This window comes from Vibrio orientalis CIP 102891 = ATCC 33934 (assembly GCF_000176235.1).
Lineage (GTDB): Bacteria > Pseudomonadota > Gammaproteobacteria > Enterobacterales > Vibrionaceae > Vibrio > Vibrio orientalis.
In genome coordinates, this window is sequence record NZ_ACZV01000005.1 from 1269957 (window position 1) to 1286603 (window position 16647).

Consider the following 16647-nt stretch of genomic DNA (forward strand, 5'->3'; position numbering starts at 1 on the left):
GATTAGGACCGTTTTTTTGTTCTGCGGATTCAAACCGCCGAACCTAGAGCGAACTGGGCATCAACAACCGTAAGTTTGTTTAATGTAACGCTCAAATTGCTCACACATTTGCTCGTCAGAACCTTGATTATTGGCCAGCTCCTGACTGCCATCAACCACCTTAATTTTTGCATTAAGTGAAGCGACCTTGGCTCTTTGGCGCGTTGCTAAGCCAGCAATCTTCTCTTGCTGCGCAGCCCATGCTTGTTGTGGAGATTGATTACACGCATCCGCAAGATACTTAGCATTAAACCCTTCCCCAGTTAAACTAATGATCGTCTCGTTATGAGATCTTTGATTCCCAGCATGCCAATAGTGTTTTGCTAGCAGAGGGCCAATTTCTGGGTTATCGGTAAGGTAGCCAAACTTATCTAAGAAGTACGCGCGCGTTTGGTAAACGGCCATGTGTGCCAGCAAGTAACCGTGGTATGCACAAGCAGCTTCATCAGAAATTAGGTGCGGAATAGCCATCAAAGGACGAGGGCTACACTCGATCCCCAAAATCGTTTTCTCACACTCTCGAGCTAATGCAGTAATGCGTTCAGGAGTCAGTTCCTCTTCAGCCAATTGATAAAGAGATCGTTCAAAATATGGCACCACAAGTATGCTGCGTTCTTGGTAAGCCGCAAAGGGTTGACTGCTGTTGATCATCGCTTGAATAATCTCATCAGGGACCGGGTTGCCATCTGCATCTAGAGCGTACTGTTTTAGCCAATCTGCATCATTTAGCAAGCTATCACAAAACATCGATTGTGTTTCAGCGTACGCCATTGAAGTTGGAGCGAATTCTTGGGAAAAACAAGGCGCATTCATTTTCACATTCGCAAAATGTGCCGCGTGGCCACCTTCATGAAACAAGGTGTTAATGCCAGAATAACCACTGCCTATTTGGTCTGGTTTAGCGTTACTGGTAAAGTTTACTTGAGCTGGGACCCACTCATTCTGATCATAGAATGATGGAACTGGCCCATGGCAGAAACCGTTTTGGTATTTTCCTTTTCTATCAAGTAAATCCAGAGTGAGCTCGGCTTGAGAGTATTCAATATTTAGGCGGCCAAATGACTCTACCCAACGACGCAAAGATTTTGAAAACGGAACATAAGGGTCGAGGTCACGCATCGCGTCACCTGAATATGAGTAGACAAAGTTATGTCCCGTTAATGCATTTTGACCTTTTTCGTGAGCGAGATTCGCTAAACTAGAAAGGTTGGCTTCGCGAGTTCGCGCTTCAAAGTCATCTAAGATCGCAAACAACTCTTGCGATGACATCATCTCTTTCTTGGCGACAGAATAATCAAAGAAACTCTCGTACCCGAGAGAGCGAGCAAATTGGTTTCGCAGTTTTATCAGATCAATGAAGCCATTTTCAAGTAGCCATTGCTCTAAGTTAAGGAGAGCCTGATGCGCTGACTGACGCGTGTCTTCATTATCGTTGGTGCGGATAGCCGCAGCCAATACAGGTAAGGAGCCTTCGACTTGATGACCATTTTCATCTTGGTAGTAGAGCGTATGTTTTTGCTTTTTCTCAAACAAACCGGCTTCAAATTCGATCAGTTCATTTTTCAGTTGTTGAGCAGCAGCGCCTTCAATTGCATGAGATTGAAACGTCGCTAACCAGCCTCGTAGACCAATACTTGTTTGCTGCTTTTCGGTGGCATCTGCAATAGATTCTGCCGCTTGTAACTGCTGCTTGATGGTTGCTATTTGCTCCGCATCACTTAAGAAACTCGTCCATCTAGTTTGCGCTTTGGTCGAGCCATCATGGTCATCGCTGATCCCCATATACGTTGCCCAAAAGAAGTCTTCTTTGCTGCGGTGGATAGCAAGATAGCGTCGGTTTAGGTCGTTGAGATATTCGGTAGCAGTCATTTGGGTCCTTCAAATGTTAACTTAGTGTAGAGAAAGGATTATGACACGCTTTGATCGTATTTAGAAAATGAGTAGCATATCGAGCTCTCGGGTCAGCGTAAATTCTGTTACACGTACGCTATTTCAGTTTACAGAGAAGAAAGCCCCAATGACCAAAGTAAAGACTGGTCATGGGGCAAAAACTTATAGACTGATGTTGCGGTAGACTAGTATCTCCCCTTCCAGTGCCATTGGGACGAAGAGTTGATACGTATTCGGCGCATAATAGATATCACCAACGCCCCTTGGTAAGTCTATCAACATACGTGATTGACCTTGTTCTGATACTGAGTAGATCGTTCCCTGCTTCCAGTCAGAGATAAGCAGATCGCCGCGGTTATCGACTTGAATGCCATCTAAGTTTCCAAGTGGCTTTTCAGTGATGGCTGATATCTTCTTGGTCTTTGGATCGACTTTTAGAATTCGTCCATAAGGGGCTTCAATAGGATTGCCGTCATTGAAGTAACCCCACGCTGCTACGTAGAGATCGCCATCAATAAAGGTCAATCCATTCGGGTTTTCGAGCTCCGGCGAGTCTATCCAAGTCGTCACTTGATTCTCAGACATTTTGTAAATGACTGAAGTAAACATATCTGAAACGTAGACGTCACCATTGTCGTCAATTGCCACGTCATTTAGAAACTGCGCATTTTTCGCTGCATGCTTAATGATTTCGCCAGAAGATAAATCAACCTCAACTAAATACTCCATATCCCCGACGAATAATGTATCTCCGGCTAATGCAATCCCCTTGGGGTTTTCTAGGCCACTTGCTACCGTCGCAATAAAATTGAGATCTTTGTTCAATGCGACAATAGACCCATCTCCGGCTTTATCACCAGCTTGAAGGGAAACGAAGTATGTTTGTTTTGATTGATCGTAAACGATCGACTCCGCTCCTGGTAAGTTAGGAATGGTTTTCATCAGCTGTGGTTCAGCCATAACAGGAGCACTAATTACTAGAGCGGCAGCAAGCTCGAGAGCAAGAATTTTCATCGTATTTCCTTATGTTTTACGTTGATTAATAATTCAACATGAATACTAAGGAAACGCTTACTGTTGATAAATACACCATTACTCAAAATACTGTTGCACTATATCAACAATACTCTAATCAACAATGCGCTAACGGGCTAACCTGATAAGTTAGCCCTTCTATTACTGCGAACGATTAGAACGTGCAGCGGAGTGTATTCCAAATATACATAAACCAAACATGACAAAAGGTATCGCTGCCGCCGTGTATTCTACCCAAGCGATTCCTTCAAATGATTTAGCTAAAATCAAATGCCCCACAACTAAGAGCAACGCGAGTACAATGGCTACGCCAACCAGACGAAGTTCATTGTTAATGTTCTGCTTTTCCATACTGTCACCACACTTAAACAAATCTCGCTATTTCAGCATAAACAGTGAGTTAACGAGCAGTACAGTTGTGGCAAAAATTAACCAAGCAGTTACTCCATTACCTTCGATGCGATAAGCTGCAATGCCTGATCAAGTTCAGGGCTAGGTTTAAATGATGTATTCAAACGTATAAAGTTACCATGCCGCTTCTCTTCACCAAATAGCCCACCAAAACCAAAAGTAATACCTTGTTCGACCGTAGACTTAAACAAACTATGCGTATCGGTATTCTTGGGTAACTCTATCCAGATAAAATAGCCTCCGTTAGGTATATAGAACCTAGCCCGCTCCCCGAGTAATTGACGAAGCAAAGTCACAACATACTCTTGTCTAGTTTCCAACTCTTTACGTAATTTCCTGAGGTGATTATCAAAGCTTTCGTGAGTCAGAAAGTGTGCAACACCTTGTTGAATCGGCGCGCTGCCTGATAATGTAGAAATTAATTGCTGCTTTTGAATCGGCGCATTAAATAATTTGCTCACCACCCAGCCAATTCGATAACCCGGACATAGCGCCTTAGAGAGTGAACCGCATAGCAATACATCCTCATGACTATCCCAAGCTTTAAGTGGCTTAGGCTTATCACTGCCAAAGTACAGCTCTGAATAAACATCATCTTCAATCAACTTAACTTTGTATTGATTCGCAAGCTGCACTACCTTCTGTTTCTTTTGATTGCTTAATGTAGAGCCTGTTGGGTTATGAAAATTCGCCATCAGCCAAAATGCTTTAACATCGTTATTTTTGAACGCTTCTTCCAACGCTTTGAGGCTAAGCCCATGCTTCGGATCAACCGGGATCTCGATAGGCTGTAACCCAAGCCGTTCGACTGCTTGTATCGCGCCATAAAAAGTCGGCGTTTCAATCGCGACATAACCTCCCGGATTGGTCACCACTTGTAAGCTGAGGTTTAAGGCTTCCAGTGCACCAGAAGTAATAACAATATCCTGATGTGAGACATCTACCCCTTGTTTGAGATAACGTTGAGCAATAAGTCGCCTCAAGTCTTCATTACCAGGTGGCATATTCGATACCACGCTTTGCGCTGACATTTTACGCCCTGCGCTCGCTAGATGGCGATTTAATGTGGCAATTGGAAACAAGCTTGGGTCAGGGAATGCGGACCCAAGTGCCACCGATGCACGACTATTAGATTGCAGGAATTCGAATAACGTGTCGTTAAACTTAGGCAAATCAGGTAGAGCTTCTAGCTCGGGCTCACTGCCTCGTTCAAGTATTGCGGTAACAAAGTAGCCAGACTGGGGGCGCGCGTTGAGCCACCCTTCAGATTCCAATAGCTGATAGGCTTGTAGGACAGTGGCTGGACTTACAGAAAAGCTTTGGCTTGCCGCTCGGATCGACGGAATCTTCTCTCCTGCCCTCCAAGTTCGCGACTTGATCTGTTCTTTAAGTTGTTGCGCTAACTGCTGATATCGGTTCATTGTTCCCTCTTTAGTGCCTGAACCATATCATAGTTCACAAAATCAAAGAGTTACTTATCTCTCGTCGGCAACATTAGTTTTTAACGCATCCTGTTTGTTGCGCCATATCACATTAAATCTTTAAAACTCTGTTACATTTATCAGGTTAAAGTGATCCAATTAACCTTAATAACAGGGATAACAATAATGAAAAAGTACGATTCATCACACATTGAATACAAAGGCGAGAGCAATGGCGTTCATAGTTGGACGACTCCAAGCGGCCAACCTTACTACTGGCACCCTGATTGGCTACATATCGCAGAAGACGCGACAGGCTCTCACCCAAAACAAGATCTCGATGTGACGGATGGTGAAGTGGCAACAGAAAAACATGCTGTTAAAGCGATTTTATCTCATATCAATGATTGGGCTAAAAATAAATTAAGCTCTACGCCTGACATTGAAACTCAAGCTCGCGAATCAGAAATTAATCTAAAGAAATAGTCACTCCCACACTGACACAGGTTCCATGTCAATCTAGGCATGGAACCTTACCTCCATCCCCTCTCTGACGACTGTACTAATCTTTAGTATGAAACCAAAAGTACGACTATTGTTGTAAAAATGTATTCATAAGCGAAATTTGGCGATATGATTCCGGGTCTTTATCACTAGTAGTTATGAATACTATTCTTATTCATAGCGGAAACGAAAGGCGCAGGGGCTAGATGATGGTGAATTCAAACTATAATGCATCTCTTACACTAAAACTTTACGTAGTAGCTGCACTGATTTTTGGTATCTATGGCGGGCGCGTTTGCCCAATGCTTGAAACGTTAACCGCTAGCCAGATACTCTTCCATATCTCTGTCACCTATGGAGCCGTTTTTTTATTCCGCCACTATTTATTGCGGGACCACTCTCTGGTTAAAGAAAACCGACTTGCAAGGCTTGATGCTACGCTGTTTTGCTTAGCCAGCCTTCCACTAGCGCTGTTTTACAATTTTCATTATGACTTTCCGCTTGATAGTAATTTAAAAGTACTACTGGGAATGACGCTTTTTGGCTTTTTTACTGGGTTAATCTTGCAGCTCATCGCCAAACTAGCCCAGTTTGACAATCTATCCAATCAACAGCGTCGCGATTTTGAGTTAAGCGGCGAACGACAATCGATGGTCAAGCAGATGATCATTATGGTGAGTTTGTTGTTAGTGACTCTATCGACGATGCTCGCAATGGTCGCGGTTAAAGACATCTTTTGGTTAGAGCACAACCCTGACCGTGTGCTTGATGGCAGCGGTAAGATAAGTGTTATCAAAGAGTTTATTTATATTGCATTTGTGCTAGGTGGCTATGCCATCACTATCATGGTGTTATGGTCAAAACTAATGCACAAAATTCTACTGGCTCAAGAGAGCTCACTAGTCGAAGTCACCAAAGGTAATATGAATACCCGACTACCCATCTTCGAGCATGACGAGTTGGGGTCGATGGCATCATTAACCAATGAAATGCTAGACAGCTTGCAGTCAAGCCAAGAAGAAGTGAAGACAACTCGAGATGTAGCGATCATTAGTCTATCGGCTTTGGCCGAGTCGCGCGACAATGAAACGGGGGCGCATATATTAAGAACCCAAGAGTATGTTAGAGCCCTCGCCCAATACCTCAGCCAGTTTGAGCAACACCAGACATTACTCACCGAGAACTATATCGAACTTCTCTACAAGTCAGCACCACTCCATGATGTCGGCAAGGTCGGTATCCCGGATCAGATATTACTCAAACCGGGTAAGTTAACCGCTGAAGAGTTTGAAGTAATGAAAGGTCACCCTGAAATTGGCGCGAAAGCGTTATCGATGGCAGAACAACAACTCGGCAGTAATTCGTTCTTGCAGCTTGCCAAAGAGATTTCACTGACTCACCACGAAAAGTGGGACGGTAAAGGCTATCCTAATGGTCTAAAAGGCGAAGAAATTCCCCTTTCAGGACGATTAATGGCATTAGCCGATGTTTATGATGCACTTATTTCCGAACGTGTATACAAAAAAGCATTCAGTCATGACAAAGCGAAATCGATTATCCTTGAAGGGGATGGACAACACTTTGACCCGCAGATCGTGCAAGCCTTCCTTGCCATAGAGCATGAGTTTGTTGCGATTGCCGACAAGTATCGCGGGCTCGAAAAACAAGAAAATGAACTTGAGCGAGAACAGCTGCAACAGTTCACCCCTAGTCACGCATAATTCCCTCGACGATTTTCTGTACTCTACTCTCCCTTTCACTCTAAAAGTGAAAGGGATAGTTGTTTTAAATCCCTCAATTTTGCCTGAGTAAACGCTAAACGTTTATATTTCACTATTTTCTTCCTTTCGCTGTTGTCACTCATCGCTGAGACAGGTATAAATAAACGAGTTATTTATATCTTCCCTTCGATTAACACGGATGACGATTATGTTTGAAAAAGTAGTTGCGGCTCCTGCGGACCCGATTCTAGGCCTTACTGAAGAGTTTAAAAAAGACGCTCGCTCAGAAAAAATTAACCTAGGTGTTGGTATTTACAAAAATGAACAAGGTGAAACCCCTGTTCTTGCGACGGTAAAGAAAGCCGAAGCTGCGCTTATTGAAACGGAAAAAACCAAATCATACTTAACAATCGAAGGGACAGCAGAATACGCATTAGCGGTTCAGAAGCTTCTATTCGGTGCTGATGCAGACCTCGTTGCAGACAAACGTGCAAAAACTGCGCAAGCACCAGGTGGTACAGGTGCACTTCGCGTAGCCGGTGAGTTCATTAAGCGTCAGTTAGGTGATGCTAAGATCTGGATCAGCAACCCGACATGGGCGAACCACAACGGTGTATTCACCGCTGCGGGTATCCAAACTGCTCAATACAGCTACTACAACGCTGAAACTAAAGACAAAGACTTTGCATCTATGGTCGCTGACCTAGAAAAAGCTGCAGAAGGCGATATCGTTCTACTACACGGTTGTTGTCACAACCCTACTGGTATTGACCCAACAGCTGAAGAGTGGGAAACATTAGCGAAACTTGTTGCTGATAAAAAACTTCTACCACTATTCGACTTCGCTTACCAAGGTTTCTCGAAAGGCGTAGAAGAAGACGCTCAAGGTCTGCGTATTTTCGCTAAGTACAACAAAGAAATCTTAGTTGCGAGTTCATTCTCTAAAAACTTCGGCCTATACAATGAGCGTGTTGGTGCCTTTACTCTAGTCGCTGAGTCTGAGGAAGTTGCTACGACAGCATTCTCTCAAGTAAAAGCAATTATTCGCTCTATCTACTCTAACCCACCAGCACACGGTAGCGCCGTTGTGACTCATATTCTGAATAACGCTGAACTACGCGCAGAATGGGAAGCAGAAGTCGCTGAAATGCGCGATCGTATCCAAGCAATGCGCGAACTATTCGTTGCGACTTTGAAAGAGCAAGGTGTTGACGCTGACTTTAGCTTTATCGAACGCCAAAATGGTATGTTCTCGTTCTCTGGTCTGTCTAAAGAACAAGTTAATCGCCTAAAAGATGAGTTCGCTATCTACATCGTTGGTTCAGGCCGCATCAGTGTTGCTGGTATGACTCGCTCAAACATGCTGCCACTTTGTAAAGGCATCGCTGCTGTTCTTTAATAGCACTGTGACAAATTAAAAGAGCCAGCAATTTGCTGGCTCTTTTTGATTCTAGGCATCGAAAAGCGAATTAATAGAGATAACGTAGTGAGATTCCACCTTCATTAGTGGTCGCATTTCCGTTAATTTCAGCGGTCTGATAGTCGCCATCTCTGTGAGTATAAAAGCCGCCGACGCTTAAGTTGGAGCTAAATTGATAATCGGCACGAACATGGAATACACCAACGTCAGCTAAGTCACTGCTGTTCAGCTCACCTCGCATTGCGAGCTCCCACGCTTTGGTTAACGCGTACTTCAATTCAAGACTCGCACCCCACATCATTTCGTTGTCTTTAAACAGTTCTTGATCGGTTGCATCAAGGGTTTGCGAGGCCCATAAATAACCTAACTTGGCACCAGCAATGACATCAAGCTTATCGAGTAATGGGTAGCGATAGGCAACGCCAGGAAGTAATGTGTAGAACTCTGTCGTCGTCGCACTCGGGTGGATAAACCTCGCGGTATAATCTAACGTAACCAACACATTATCAGTCCATAGGTAATTACCGCCTATAGACAGTGCGGTCACGTTATTGTTTACCCCAAGGTTTTCATTCAATGAACCAGCACTTAAATCCGCATAGAAGTAATCGTACTTAATCTCATTTGTTTCTGGACTAGAAAATGATGGAAACGATGTAGCGACTAGAAGAGGTGCCAATACCCAGCTTAGTTTTAATTCCATTATAACCCCTGTGACTCTCCAACTACCTTCACGTTAACCCCATACTTTTGGGAGTTTGACCGTTAAAGTGTGTATAGATAAATTAGAACAACAGTTAGAAATATAGCGTAAGTATTCGGCAAGTTACTGAAGTAATAGTAAGATTTATGATCGAGCGCTATCTTATGAACAATGAAAACTAAAAAAGATCTCGCAGGGAGATCTTTTTTGGTTAGAACTTAATCATGAGCTCGTCTTGAGACAATGAAGAGATTTCTACGTTAATCTTAGAGCGGACTTTTTCTAGTTGTTCTGCCTCTAATTCATAAGGCATAACAAGCTTCAACTCTTCAATACCTTCAGTTTGTGCAAGTTGAAGTAAGGTGACGATGTTTGACTCATCACTACGATTGGCAGACAACGATTTCATTGCCTGATCCCACAAGCGGTCTTCAACCGAGATAGTTTCTTTTATCGTATTCTTCCAAGCTAAACTAAAGATCGGAGCAAACGTACTCATTGCCTCTAAGAATGTCCATTTCTTACTACAAGAAGCACCGAGAAAAGAAGTATAGTCGAATACAACACTTGTCTTGCCTAGATGTTCCATATCATCCCCCGTAACGTCGGCAACACAGTGTATTCAATATCCTTCATAAGCTTTGTTATAGCAATAGGATATAAAACAATCATCTTTTATGCCCAAAAAAGAGCTAGAAAAGCTATATAAAAACACACTTTGTAACAAAAACCACACAACAAAACGCCATACAGTTTCCGAAGTTTAATATTTTTATTACCGAATAATATACAACAAAATCAGCTACTTTATATCGACGACCTTACTCGCCTTTTTATATTGCACTCGCCAGCCGTTCCACCTTGGTAGCTCCCAACGTTTTGGATAGGTCTTACGTAGACCATCCCGATAAACGACACAAACCAACTTCTTGTTAACGTGATATTCAACGTCGAGGTTTAAGTCTCCCAACATGAGTTCAAATGGATAAGTTTGCGCGAAGTCTTCATATTCCCAGTAAGGGATCCCTTCAAAAACGAAATCATCGGCGTTAAATAATTGCAGCTCTTCAATATCAGTCAGCTCTAGCATGGCTAGCTGTTCGTGGAACCATGTCTCAAACGTTAACTGATTGGACTCTAAGCTTTCACTGTTTAATCCAAGTGCGTTATAGATCTTCCAGTGTTCTATCTGTTGAGTTCTTAACTTGGCAAATCCCGGCATGATTGTGTTCGCTTTTACCGCTTCAATCATAGGTTGTATTGCCAGTTCCCCTTTAGCCACCTCAGTTTTACTAGCGATAACTTTTCCCGCATAGACCAACTGCATCACAACATGAGGCACTTCCTCAATCAGTTGAGTCTCCGCTTGTTCCCACTCACCTATGCCCAATTCAGCAAGTTTTGCTTGAGCTAATGGCATGGTAAATGTGGCTAAATTAAGTGTTTGTTTCACTCCCCGACCTGGCAGGCTATGAGTATCCAGTACCAATGCCGCTTCCGCTTTATCAAGCAAGCGACTATCCCGGCCAAGCGTAACTTCCATCAAACCATTGGCGAAGGCTTCCCTACGTTTAACTCGTCTAACAAAGACTAACTCTGGATGCAGTGCTGCGATTGCAAAGGCCAATTCAGAATGACTATAGCGTGACGCAACACAAAGCTCTGGTAATTCAAACGCCTCTCTCATCTGTTTGGCCAATGCCTGCGCTTCTTTTAGCACATCACTATCGACATTAACGCCAGAGAATGTCTCTCCGCGAATCAAAGCAATTGCCAATTGAGCATCGCAGCCGATTGGTTCTTCTTGGGCCAATTTCTCTTGCTGCTCTTCATTGCTTGAATAGCGATAGAGGCTTGCAGGCGTCGCAAGGACAGCCGTCATATCAACCATGGCTTCCCTGAGCGATTTTTTTTCGATGCGAGTGACGAGATCCGCATATAGTGCATCGATAGGGAGTGGATAGAGACGTTTGCCATGCTCAGTCGCTAATCCCTCTTCATCAATAGCGCCCATTTTATGCAATACATCGAGAGCCTGAGTGACAGACTTTTCGGGTAAAGGTTCTAGGAAGGTTAACGTGGTTATCGCAGAGCCACAGCTTGAAGAAGCTAACATCGCTTCGGTGAGTGTCTCTCTATGAAGTTCAGGTGGAGTGGTCGCAGCCAAAGCAGCATGCTCGCCATAAAGTCGAATGCATACCCCATCCATAACACGCCCGGCACGCCCAGCTCTCTGCTTAGCGCTCGCTTTGGAGATATGCTTTAAACTTAAAGCGGTACGGCCATTTCTTTGTTCAGTTCTACGCTCTAGGCCTGAATCAATCACCGCAACGATATTTGGGATCGTCAATGATGTTTCAGCCACATTGGTCGCTAAAACTACTTTTTTGTAGGGTTGAGTATTTAGTGCGACTTGTCGCTGCTCGTCAGTCACCGATGCGTGCAAGGGAACCGGAACAATACTCTCAAGATTAGATAACTTGCTCATACATTGGGCGATTTCTTTACGCCCCGGAAGGAACACCAGAATATCCCCTTCCATATCGAGAAGAGCAAGCACCTCTTGTTTTACTTTTTCGTCTAGGTTTCTTGCATCAGGCAATTGCCTAGAGTCACCACTGCGATACCCGACGGCGACATCATAATTTCGCCCACTCGCCTGCAGTCGTTTCGCGCCAACATAAGCCGCCAGCTTATCGCCTTCAATCGTTGCAGAGGTGACAACTAGTCGGTGCTGCTGCCAATCGTTGAGTAGAGCTACCAGCAAATCGGTATCCCAGCGCCTTTCATGAAACTCATCGACAATAATGGTATCGAAAGTGGCAAGTTTGTCTTCAGAGAACCAGCGTAGTGCAACACCAGGCGTTACGAATACCACTTGAGTATCTTCGTCATAAAGTGTTTCAAGCTTAATCGCATAGCCAACTTGTTTGCCAAGCGGTTGCTGACTTTCTTCAGCTAAAAACTGTGCCAAAGATGTACAGGCAATTCGCCGAGGCTCAATCACCAACACGCGCCCTTTCTCTGCAGCCCACAGTGGTAAACGCGTCGATTTTCCCGAGCCTGTTTCTGCTTCAACAATCAGGTGATGCGAAGAGATTTGCGCTAAGAATTGAGATTTGAGGCTATCGATTGGCAAGCGAGACATGGACTAAGCTATCTGTTGGGATAAAGCACGAAATTATATACGTAAACTGTGCCAGAATGCAGGAATATTCAGTTTACAATACGACAACGAATCCCTATCATTTTTATGTTCCTGTTCCCAAAGGTCTGTCGACCCTAAACCTTACTATAGGCATGTGATGAATAACGATAAACGCCCTCTATATATCCAATATGCAGGCCCTGCGCTTCTCAGCACCCCGCTCCTTAATAAAGGCAGTGCTTTTTCAGCTGAAGAAAGAAGCTCATTTAACCTAGAAGGTCTGCTTCCAGAAAACACTGAAACAATTCAGGAACAAGTGGAACGCGCTTACCAACAATATCGTAATTTCGAAAGCGATATGGATAAGCACATCTACCTACGCAACATTCAAGACACTAACGAAACACTATTCTACCGTCTGGTACAAAACCACATCTCTGAGATGATGCCAATCATCTATACACCAACCGTTGGTGCAGCATGTGAAAACTTCTCTAACATCTACCGCCGTGGCCGTGGCTTGTTTGTCTCATACGCTAACAGAGACCGCATTGATGACATTCTGAACAATGCATCAAACCACAACGTAAAAGTAATCGTTGTAACGGATGGTGAACGTATCTTAGGCCTAGGCGACCAAGGTATCGGCGGTATGGGTATTCCTATCGGTAAGCTGGCTCTTTACACCGCTTGTGGTGGTATCAGTCCTGCTTACACTCTACCAATCGTGTTAGATGTGGGTACTAACAACCCGCAGCGTCTGGCTGACCCTATGTACATGGGCTGGCGCCATCCGCGTATCACAGGCGCAGAATATGACGCATTCGTAGAAGAATTTATGCAAGCGGTTCAGCGTCGCTGGCCTGATGCACTGATCCAGTTCGAAGATTTTGCTCAGAAAAACGCAATGCCACTACTTGAGCGTTATAAAGATCGCGTTTGTTGCTTTAACGATGATATTCAAGGTACAGCTGCCGTTACTGTCGGCTCTTTACTTGCAGCATGTCAAGCAGCAGGCAGCAAGCTGTCTGATCAACGTGTTACCTTCTTAGGTGCGGGTTCTGCTGGCTGTGGTATTGCTGAAGCTATCATTGCACAGATGGTATCGGAAGGTATCAGTGACAAACAAGCGCGTTCACAAGTGTTCATGGTTGACCGCTGGGGCCTACTGCAAGAAGGCATGCCTAACTTGCTCGACTTCCAGCAGCGCCTTGTTCAAAAGCATAAGAACACCGCTAAGTGGGACTCTGAAGGTAATGGTTACTCACTGCTGGATGTAATGCGTAATGCTAAGCCAACAGTATTGGTTGGCGTATCTGGCGCGCCGGGTCTATTTAGCGAAGAAGTCATCAAAGAGATGCACAAACATTGTGCTCGTCCGATTGTCTTCCCTCTATCGAACCCGACTAGCCGTGTTGAAGCAACACCTAATGACATTATTCGTTGGACCAACGGTGAAGCACTTGTTGCGACAGGCAGCCCATTTGACCCAGTGGTACACGAAGGTAAAACTTACCCAATCGCCCAATGTAACAATAGCTACATCTTCCCAGGCATCGGCCTAGGTGTGCTTGCTGTACAGGCGAAGCGTGTTACTGACGAAATGCTAATGGAATCAAGCCGAGCACTTGCGACTTGTTCTCCTCTAGCAATCAATGGCCAAGGTGCGTTACTCCCACCTCTAGAAGCGATTCACTCTGTATCTAAGAAGATTGCATTTGCCGTTGCTAAGAAGGCTATCGAGCAAGGTGTGGCACTAGAAATCACCGATGAAGCGTTAGAAGAAGCCATCGATGCTTCATTCTGGCAGCCGGTTTACCGCAAGTACAAGCGTACGGCTTTCTAATTGGCGTTAGTATCAAAAAGCCCAGCAGAGATGCTGGGCTTTTTTTATCTAAGTAGTTTAACGCTTGTTAAACAAACACTTCCAACTTGGTTTTTCTAAGTTCACTCGCTCTCATCAGTTCGTGGTATCCTACTTTCACGAGCAATTAATTCACGAAATTCATGGAATATTTGAACTTACTGGGAAACTACCTTGTCCCATACCTGAATGAAATCTCGACCGCACTGATTGCATGTGCTCTCGTCGTGGCAGGTGGCGAAATCAATACGCTATTGAGAAAAGTGTTAAGGCCTTATAACTTTGTGATTAGGACACTCGCTTTCATATTGATTAATGCGTTCGGATACGGCTTAATCATCGTAAAAGCAACACCTTACCTATCTCGGACACTGCACTCCTTGGAAGCGGGTATTATGTTTAGCTGCGTTTCAATCACTTTCATCACTATCGGCCTATGGGCTCAAAGGAATCGACAAATCTAGTGCGAAGACTATTCCACCGACAACAATCAAGATGGCTTAATTGGACACAAGTTACCAAGGTTGCTCGTTGGCTACCGGTATTCGCTCTAATATTGGCTGCATCACTGTTCGCCATTGACCGCTGGGTCTCTTATCAAGCTCAAAAGCAGCTATTTACCCAAGTTGAGCAGATCGATAAATTTGACGTAGCGGTTGTACTGGGAACAAGTAAATACCTCGGCAAGATCCTTAACGAATACTATTCACACCGTATGGATGCTGCAATAGAACTCTATAATGAAGGGAAGGTAGCTCATTTCTTGTTGAGTGGCGACAATGCACATCGCTCATACAATGAGCCTTGGACAATGAAGCGAGACCTATTGAGAGCAGAAGTACCGGAAGAGAAAATTTTTCTGGATTACGCTGGCTTCCGAACCCTAGACTCCGTTGTACGTGCAAAGGAGATTTTCGACACCGATAACTTCCTGATCATCTCTCAAAAATTCCACTGTGAGCGCGCCCTGTTCATTGCTAAATCGCACAATATCAACGCAAGTTGCTTCGCCGTGCCCGGCCCTTCTCGCCACTCAGGATGGAAGGTGCGCGTAAGAGAAGTGTTTGCAAGGGCAAAGGCCGTACTAGATATCTATGTGATAAACGCTCAACCTAAATTTTTAGGACCAAAAGAGCCCATTCTTAATGCAGACCATGATAATACAGAATCTGAACTCGAGCTTTCGTTAGAAGAAACCGAAGCGCTAGACGATATTACTCACTGATAGTTACTTGGTTGCGCCCTTTGCGCTTAGCCAAATACAATGCCTCATCAGCACGTGTTAGCATTTCATTGGTCCGCTCATTCCCCAGGCTCGCGACACCGATACTCGTCGTTAATACATCACCATGAACCCAAATATGCGCCTCCACTTTATGACGAACGCGCTCTGCCAATTCTGCAGCTTCACTGAGTTCCATTCCAGGACAGAAGACAACGAACTCTTCACCGCCCCAACGAACAAGGCGTTCACTAGGGCTTAGAGCAGAAAGCACAACCATTGTAAACTCGCGCAAAATGTCATCCCCCATTCCGTGACCATATTGATCATTGACATGCTTGAAATGGTCAATATCAAGATAGAGCGCCGATAATAGCTTGGCTGTATTGGCCTCTTTTTCGAAGTTCACATCTAACCATTCACGAATTGAATGACGGTTCATCGCACCAGTTAAAGCATCACGATTTGCTAATTCTGCAAAATGTACATTCTGTTCTTTCAGGCTACGATTGAGCTTTTTAAGGTGGTCTTGTCTAAAGTGCGCCTGCAAAATCAATTGATGGCTACGGCGAATCTCAACAATGCTGTATATCAGCGCTAAAGAAACCCAAAACACCAACAAGCCAAGCATCAGTTTTTCACCGGAAATATAGTGACCAACAAATTCAATACTCTTAATGACCATCCGGTATTGCCCATTATGGTGGGCAGAGCCGGTCGCCAGTTCAAATTTAGTCGAGTTAGTGTATTCGGGAGCCGAGTGCTCGATCGGAATGTTATTGTCTGCCAACCACCATGTCATCACTTGTAAATTGGCAATGGGTATCTCAATGATGCCTTGGCCTGTACCAGGTTTAAACTCTACCCCATTATATTTTTGCGTATAGTCATTCCCCTCGGTCGAGTAGGCCTCGTTAAAATTACGCAAGTAAAAGCGCAAGCTTGGTTCAGCATCACTATCAAGCTGCTCAAAATCAATATTGAGTCGAATAGTGTGGAATTTGTCCAAGTTGACACCTTGATGATCGGATTGACCGAGATTGATAGAAATACCGCAATAAGGCCAACTATAACTCGGCGATTTGCCTAGCTCACATTCCAGAATCGTTTCCTCCCCATCAAAGGTCAGCTTTGATGTGGAAACTCCACCTTGAGACTGATCGTTTGTCGCCAAATAGGACAAATCACTCGGTGATATTTTGTAAATAAGGCTACTACCGTGCATCCAATATAATTGCACTAGCAAAATGGTCCCCAAGCCCATGCCAA

The 16647-nt window shown here is 44.3% G+C and carries 14 protein-coding genes; 6 read left to right on the forward strand and 8 right to left on the reverse strand.

The genetic code is table 11. The features are described from left to right. Positions 1-60: 60 nt before the first annotated feature. From VIA_RS16520 to VIA_RS16535, 4 genes are all read right to left on the reverse strand, one after another. A complete protein-coding gene (locus tag VIA_RS16520) occupies positions 61-1908 on the reverse strand; it encodes a M3 family metallopeptidase (RefSeq protein WP_004414345.1) in 1848 nt (615 codons plus the stop codon). A 183-nt stretch (positions 1909-2091) separates the two neighbouring features. Further along, a complete protein-coding gene (locus VIA_RS16525; protein ID WP_004414346.1) occupies positions 2092-2943 on the reverse strand; it encodes an SMP-30/gluconolactonase/LRE family protein in 852 nt (283 codons plus the stop codon). Between the two features lie 162 nt (positions 2944-3105). Continuing rightward, positions 3106-3315 carry a hypothetical protein gene (locus VIA_RS16530; protein WP_004414347.1) on the reverse strand — a complete coding sequence of 70 codons (210 nt, stop codon included), beginning with the start codon at positions 3313-3315 and terminating at the stop codon, positions 3106-3108. An 89-nt stretch (positions 3316-3404) separates the two neighbouring features. Then, positions 3405-4796: an aminotransferase-like domain-containing protein gene (locus tag VIA_RS16535; RefSeq protein ID WP_004414348.1), complete on the reverse strand. Its 1392-nt coding sequence runs from the start codon at positions 4794-4796 to the stop codon at positions 3405-3407. A 186-nt stretch (positions 4797-4982) separates the two neighbouring features. Here VIA_RS16535 and VIA_RS16540 point away from each other — a divergent pair, with 186 nt between their 5' ends. The 3 genes from VIA_RS16540 to VIA_RS16550 all read left to right on the forward strand — a co-directional run bounded on the left by VIA_RS16540 (position 4983) and on the right by VIA_RS16550 (position 8420). Continuing rightward, complete coding sequence (locus tag VIA_RS16540; RefSeq protein WP_004414349.1) at positions 4983-5282, forward strand: hypothetical protein; 300 nt, start codon at positions 4983-4985, stop codon at positions 5280-5282. A gap of 227 nt (positions 5283-5509) precedes the next feature. Further along, the gene (locus tag VIA_RS16545; RefSeq protein ID WP_038211204.1) at positions 5510-7021 is read left to right on the forward strand and encodes an HD-GYP domain-containing protein; all 1512 of its coding nucleotides are present in this window, start codon (positions 5510-5512) and stop codon (positions 7019-7021) included. A 208-nt stretch (positions 7022-7229) separates the two neighbouring features. Continuing rightward, positions 7230-8420, forward strand: a complete 1191-nt coding sequence (locus tag VIA_RS16550) for an amino acid aminotransferase (protein WP_004414351.1) — start codon at positions 7230-7232, stop codon at positions 8418-8420. Positions 8421-8490: 70 nt separating this feature from the next. On the opposite strand, the gene VIA_RS16555 is transcribed toward VIA_RS16550, so the two are convergent. The 3 genes from VIA_RS16555 to VIA_RS16565 all read right to left on the reverse strand — a co-directional run bounded on the left by VIA_RS16555 (position 8491) and on the right by VIA_RS16565 (position 12292). Then, a complete protein-coding gene (locus tag VIA_RS16555) occupies positions 8491-9144 on the reverse strand; it encodes an outer membrane beta-barrel protein (RefSeq protein ID WP_004414352.1) in 654 nt (217 codons plus the stop codon). 211 nt (positions 9145-9355) lie between these two features. After that, a complete protein-coding gene (locus VIA_RS16560; protein ID WP_004414353.1) occupies positions 9356-9733 on the reverse strand; it encodes a hypothetical protein in 378 nt (125 codons plus the stop codon). 213 nt (positions 9734-9946) lie between these two features. Next, positions 9947-12292 carry a helicase-related protein gene (locus VIA_RS16565; protein ID WP_004414354.1) on the reverse strand — a complete coding sequence of 782 codons (2346 nt, stop codon included), beginning with the start codon at positions 12290-12292 and terminating at the stop codon, positions 9947-9949. A 157-nt stretch (positions 12293-12449) separates the two neighbouring features. Between VIA_RS16565 and VIA_RS16570 the strand changes: the two genes are divergently transcribed. From VIA_RS16570 to VIA_RS16580, 3 genes are all read left to right on the forward strand, one after another. Continuing rightward, positions 12450-14138: an NAD-dependent malic enzyme gene (locus VIA_RS16570; protein ID WP_004414355.1), complete on the forward strand. Its 1689-nt coding sequence runs from the start codon at positions 12450-12452 to the stop codon at positions 14136-14138. Positions 14139-14299: 161 nt separating this feature from the next. After that, positions 14300-14620: a DUF3392 domain-containing protein gene (locus tag VIA_RS16575; protein ID WP_004417480.1), complete on the forward strand. Its 321-nt coding sequence runs from the start codon at positions 14300-14302 to the stop codon at positions 14618-14620. After that, positions 14593-15381, forward strand: a complete 789-nt coding sequence (locus VIA_RS16580) for a SanA/YdcF family protein (RefSeq protein ID WP_167317849.1) — start codon at positions 14593-14595, stop codon at positions 15379-15381. The genes VIA_RS16575 and VIA_RS16580 overlap by 28 nt, the downstream gene beginning before the upstream one ends. Here VIA_RS16580 and VIA_RS16585 read toward each other — a convergent pair. Beyond that, positions 15371-16642: a GGDEF domain-containing protein gene (locus tag VIA_RS16585; RefSeq protein WP_004417478.1), complete on the reverse strand. Its 1272-nt coding sequence runs from the start codon at positions 16640-16642 to the stop codon at positions 15371-15373. The genes VIA_RS16580 and VIA_RS16585 overlap by 11 nt on opposite strands. Positions 16643-16647 lie beyond the last annotated feature (5 nt).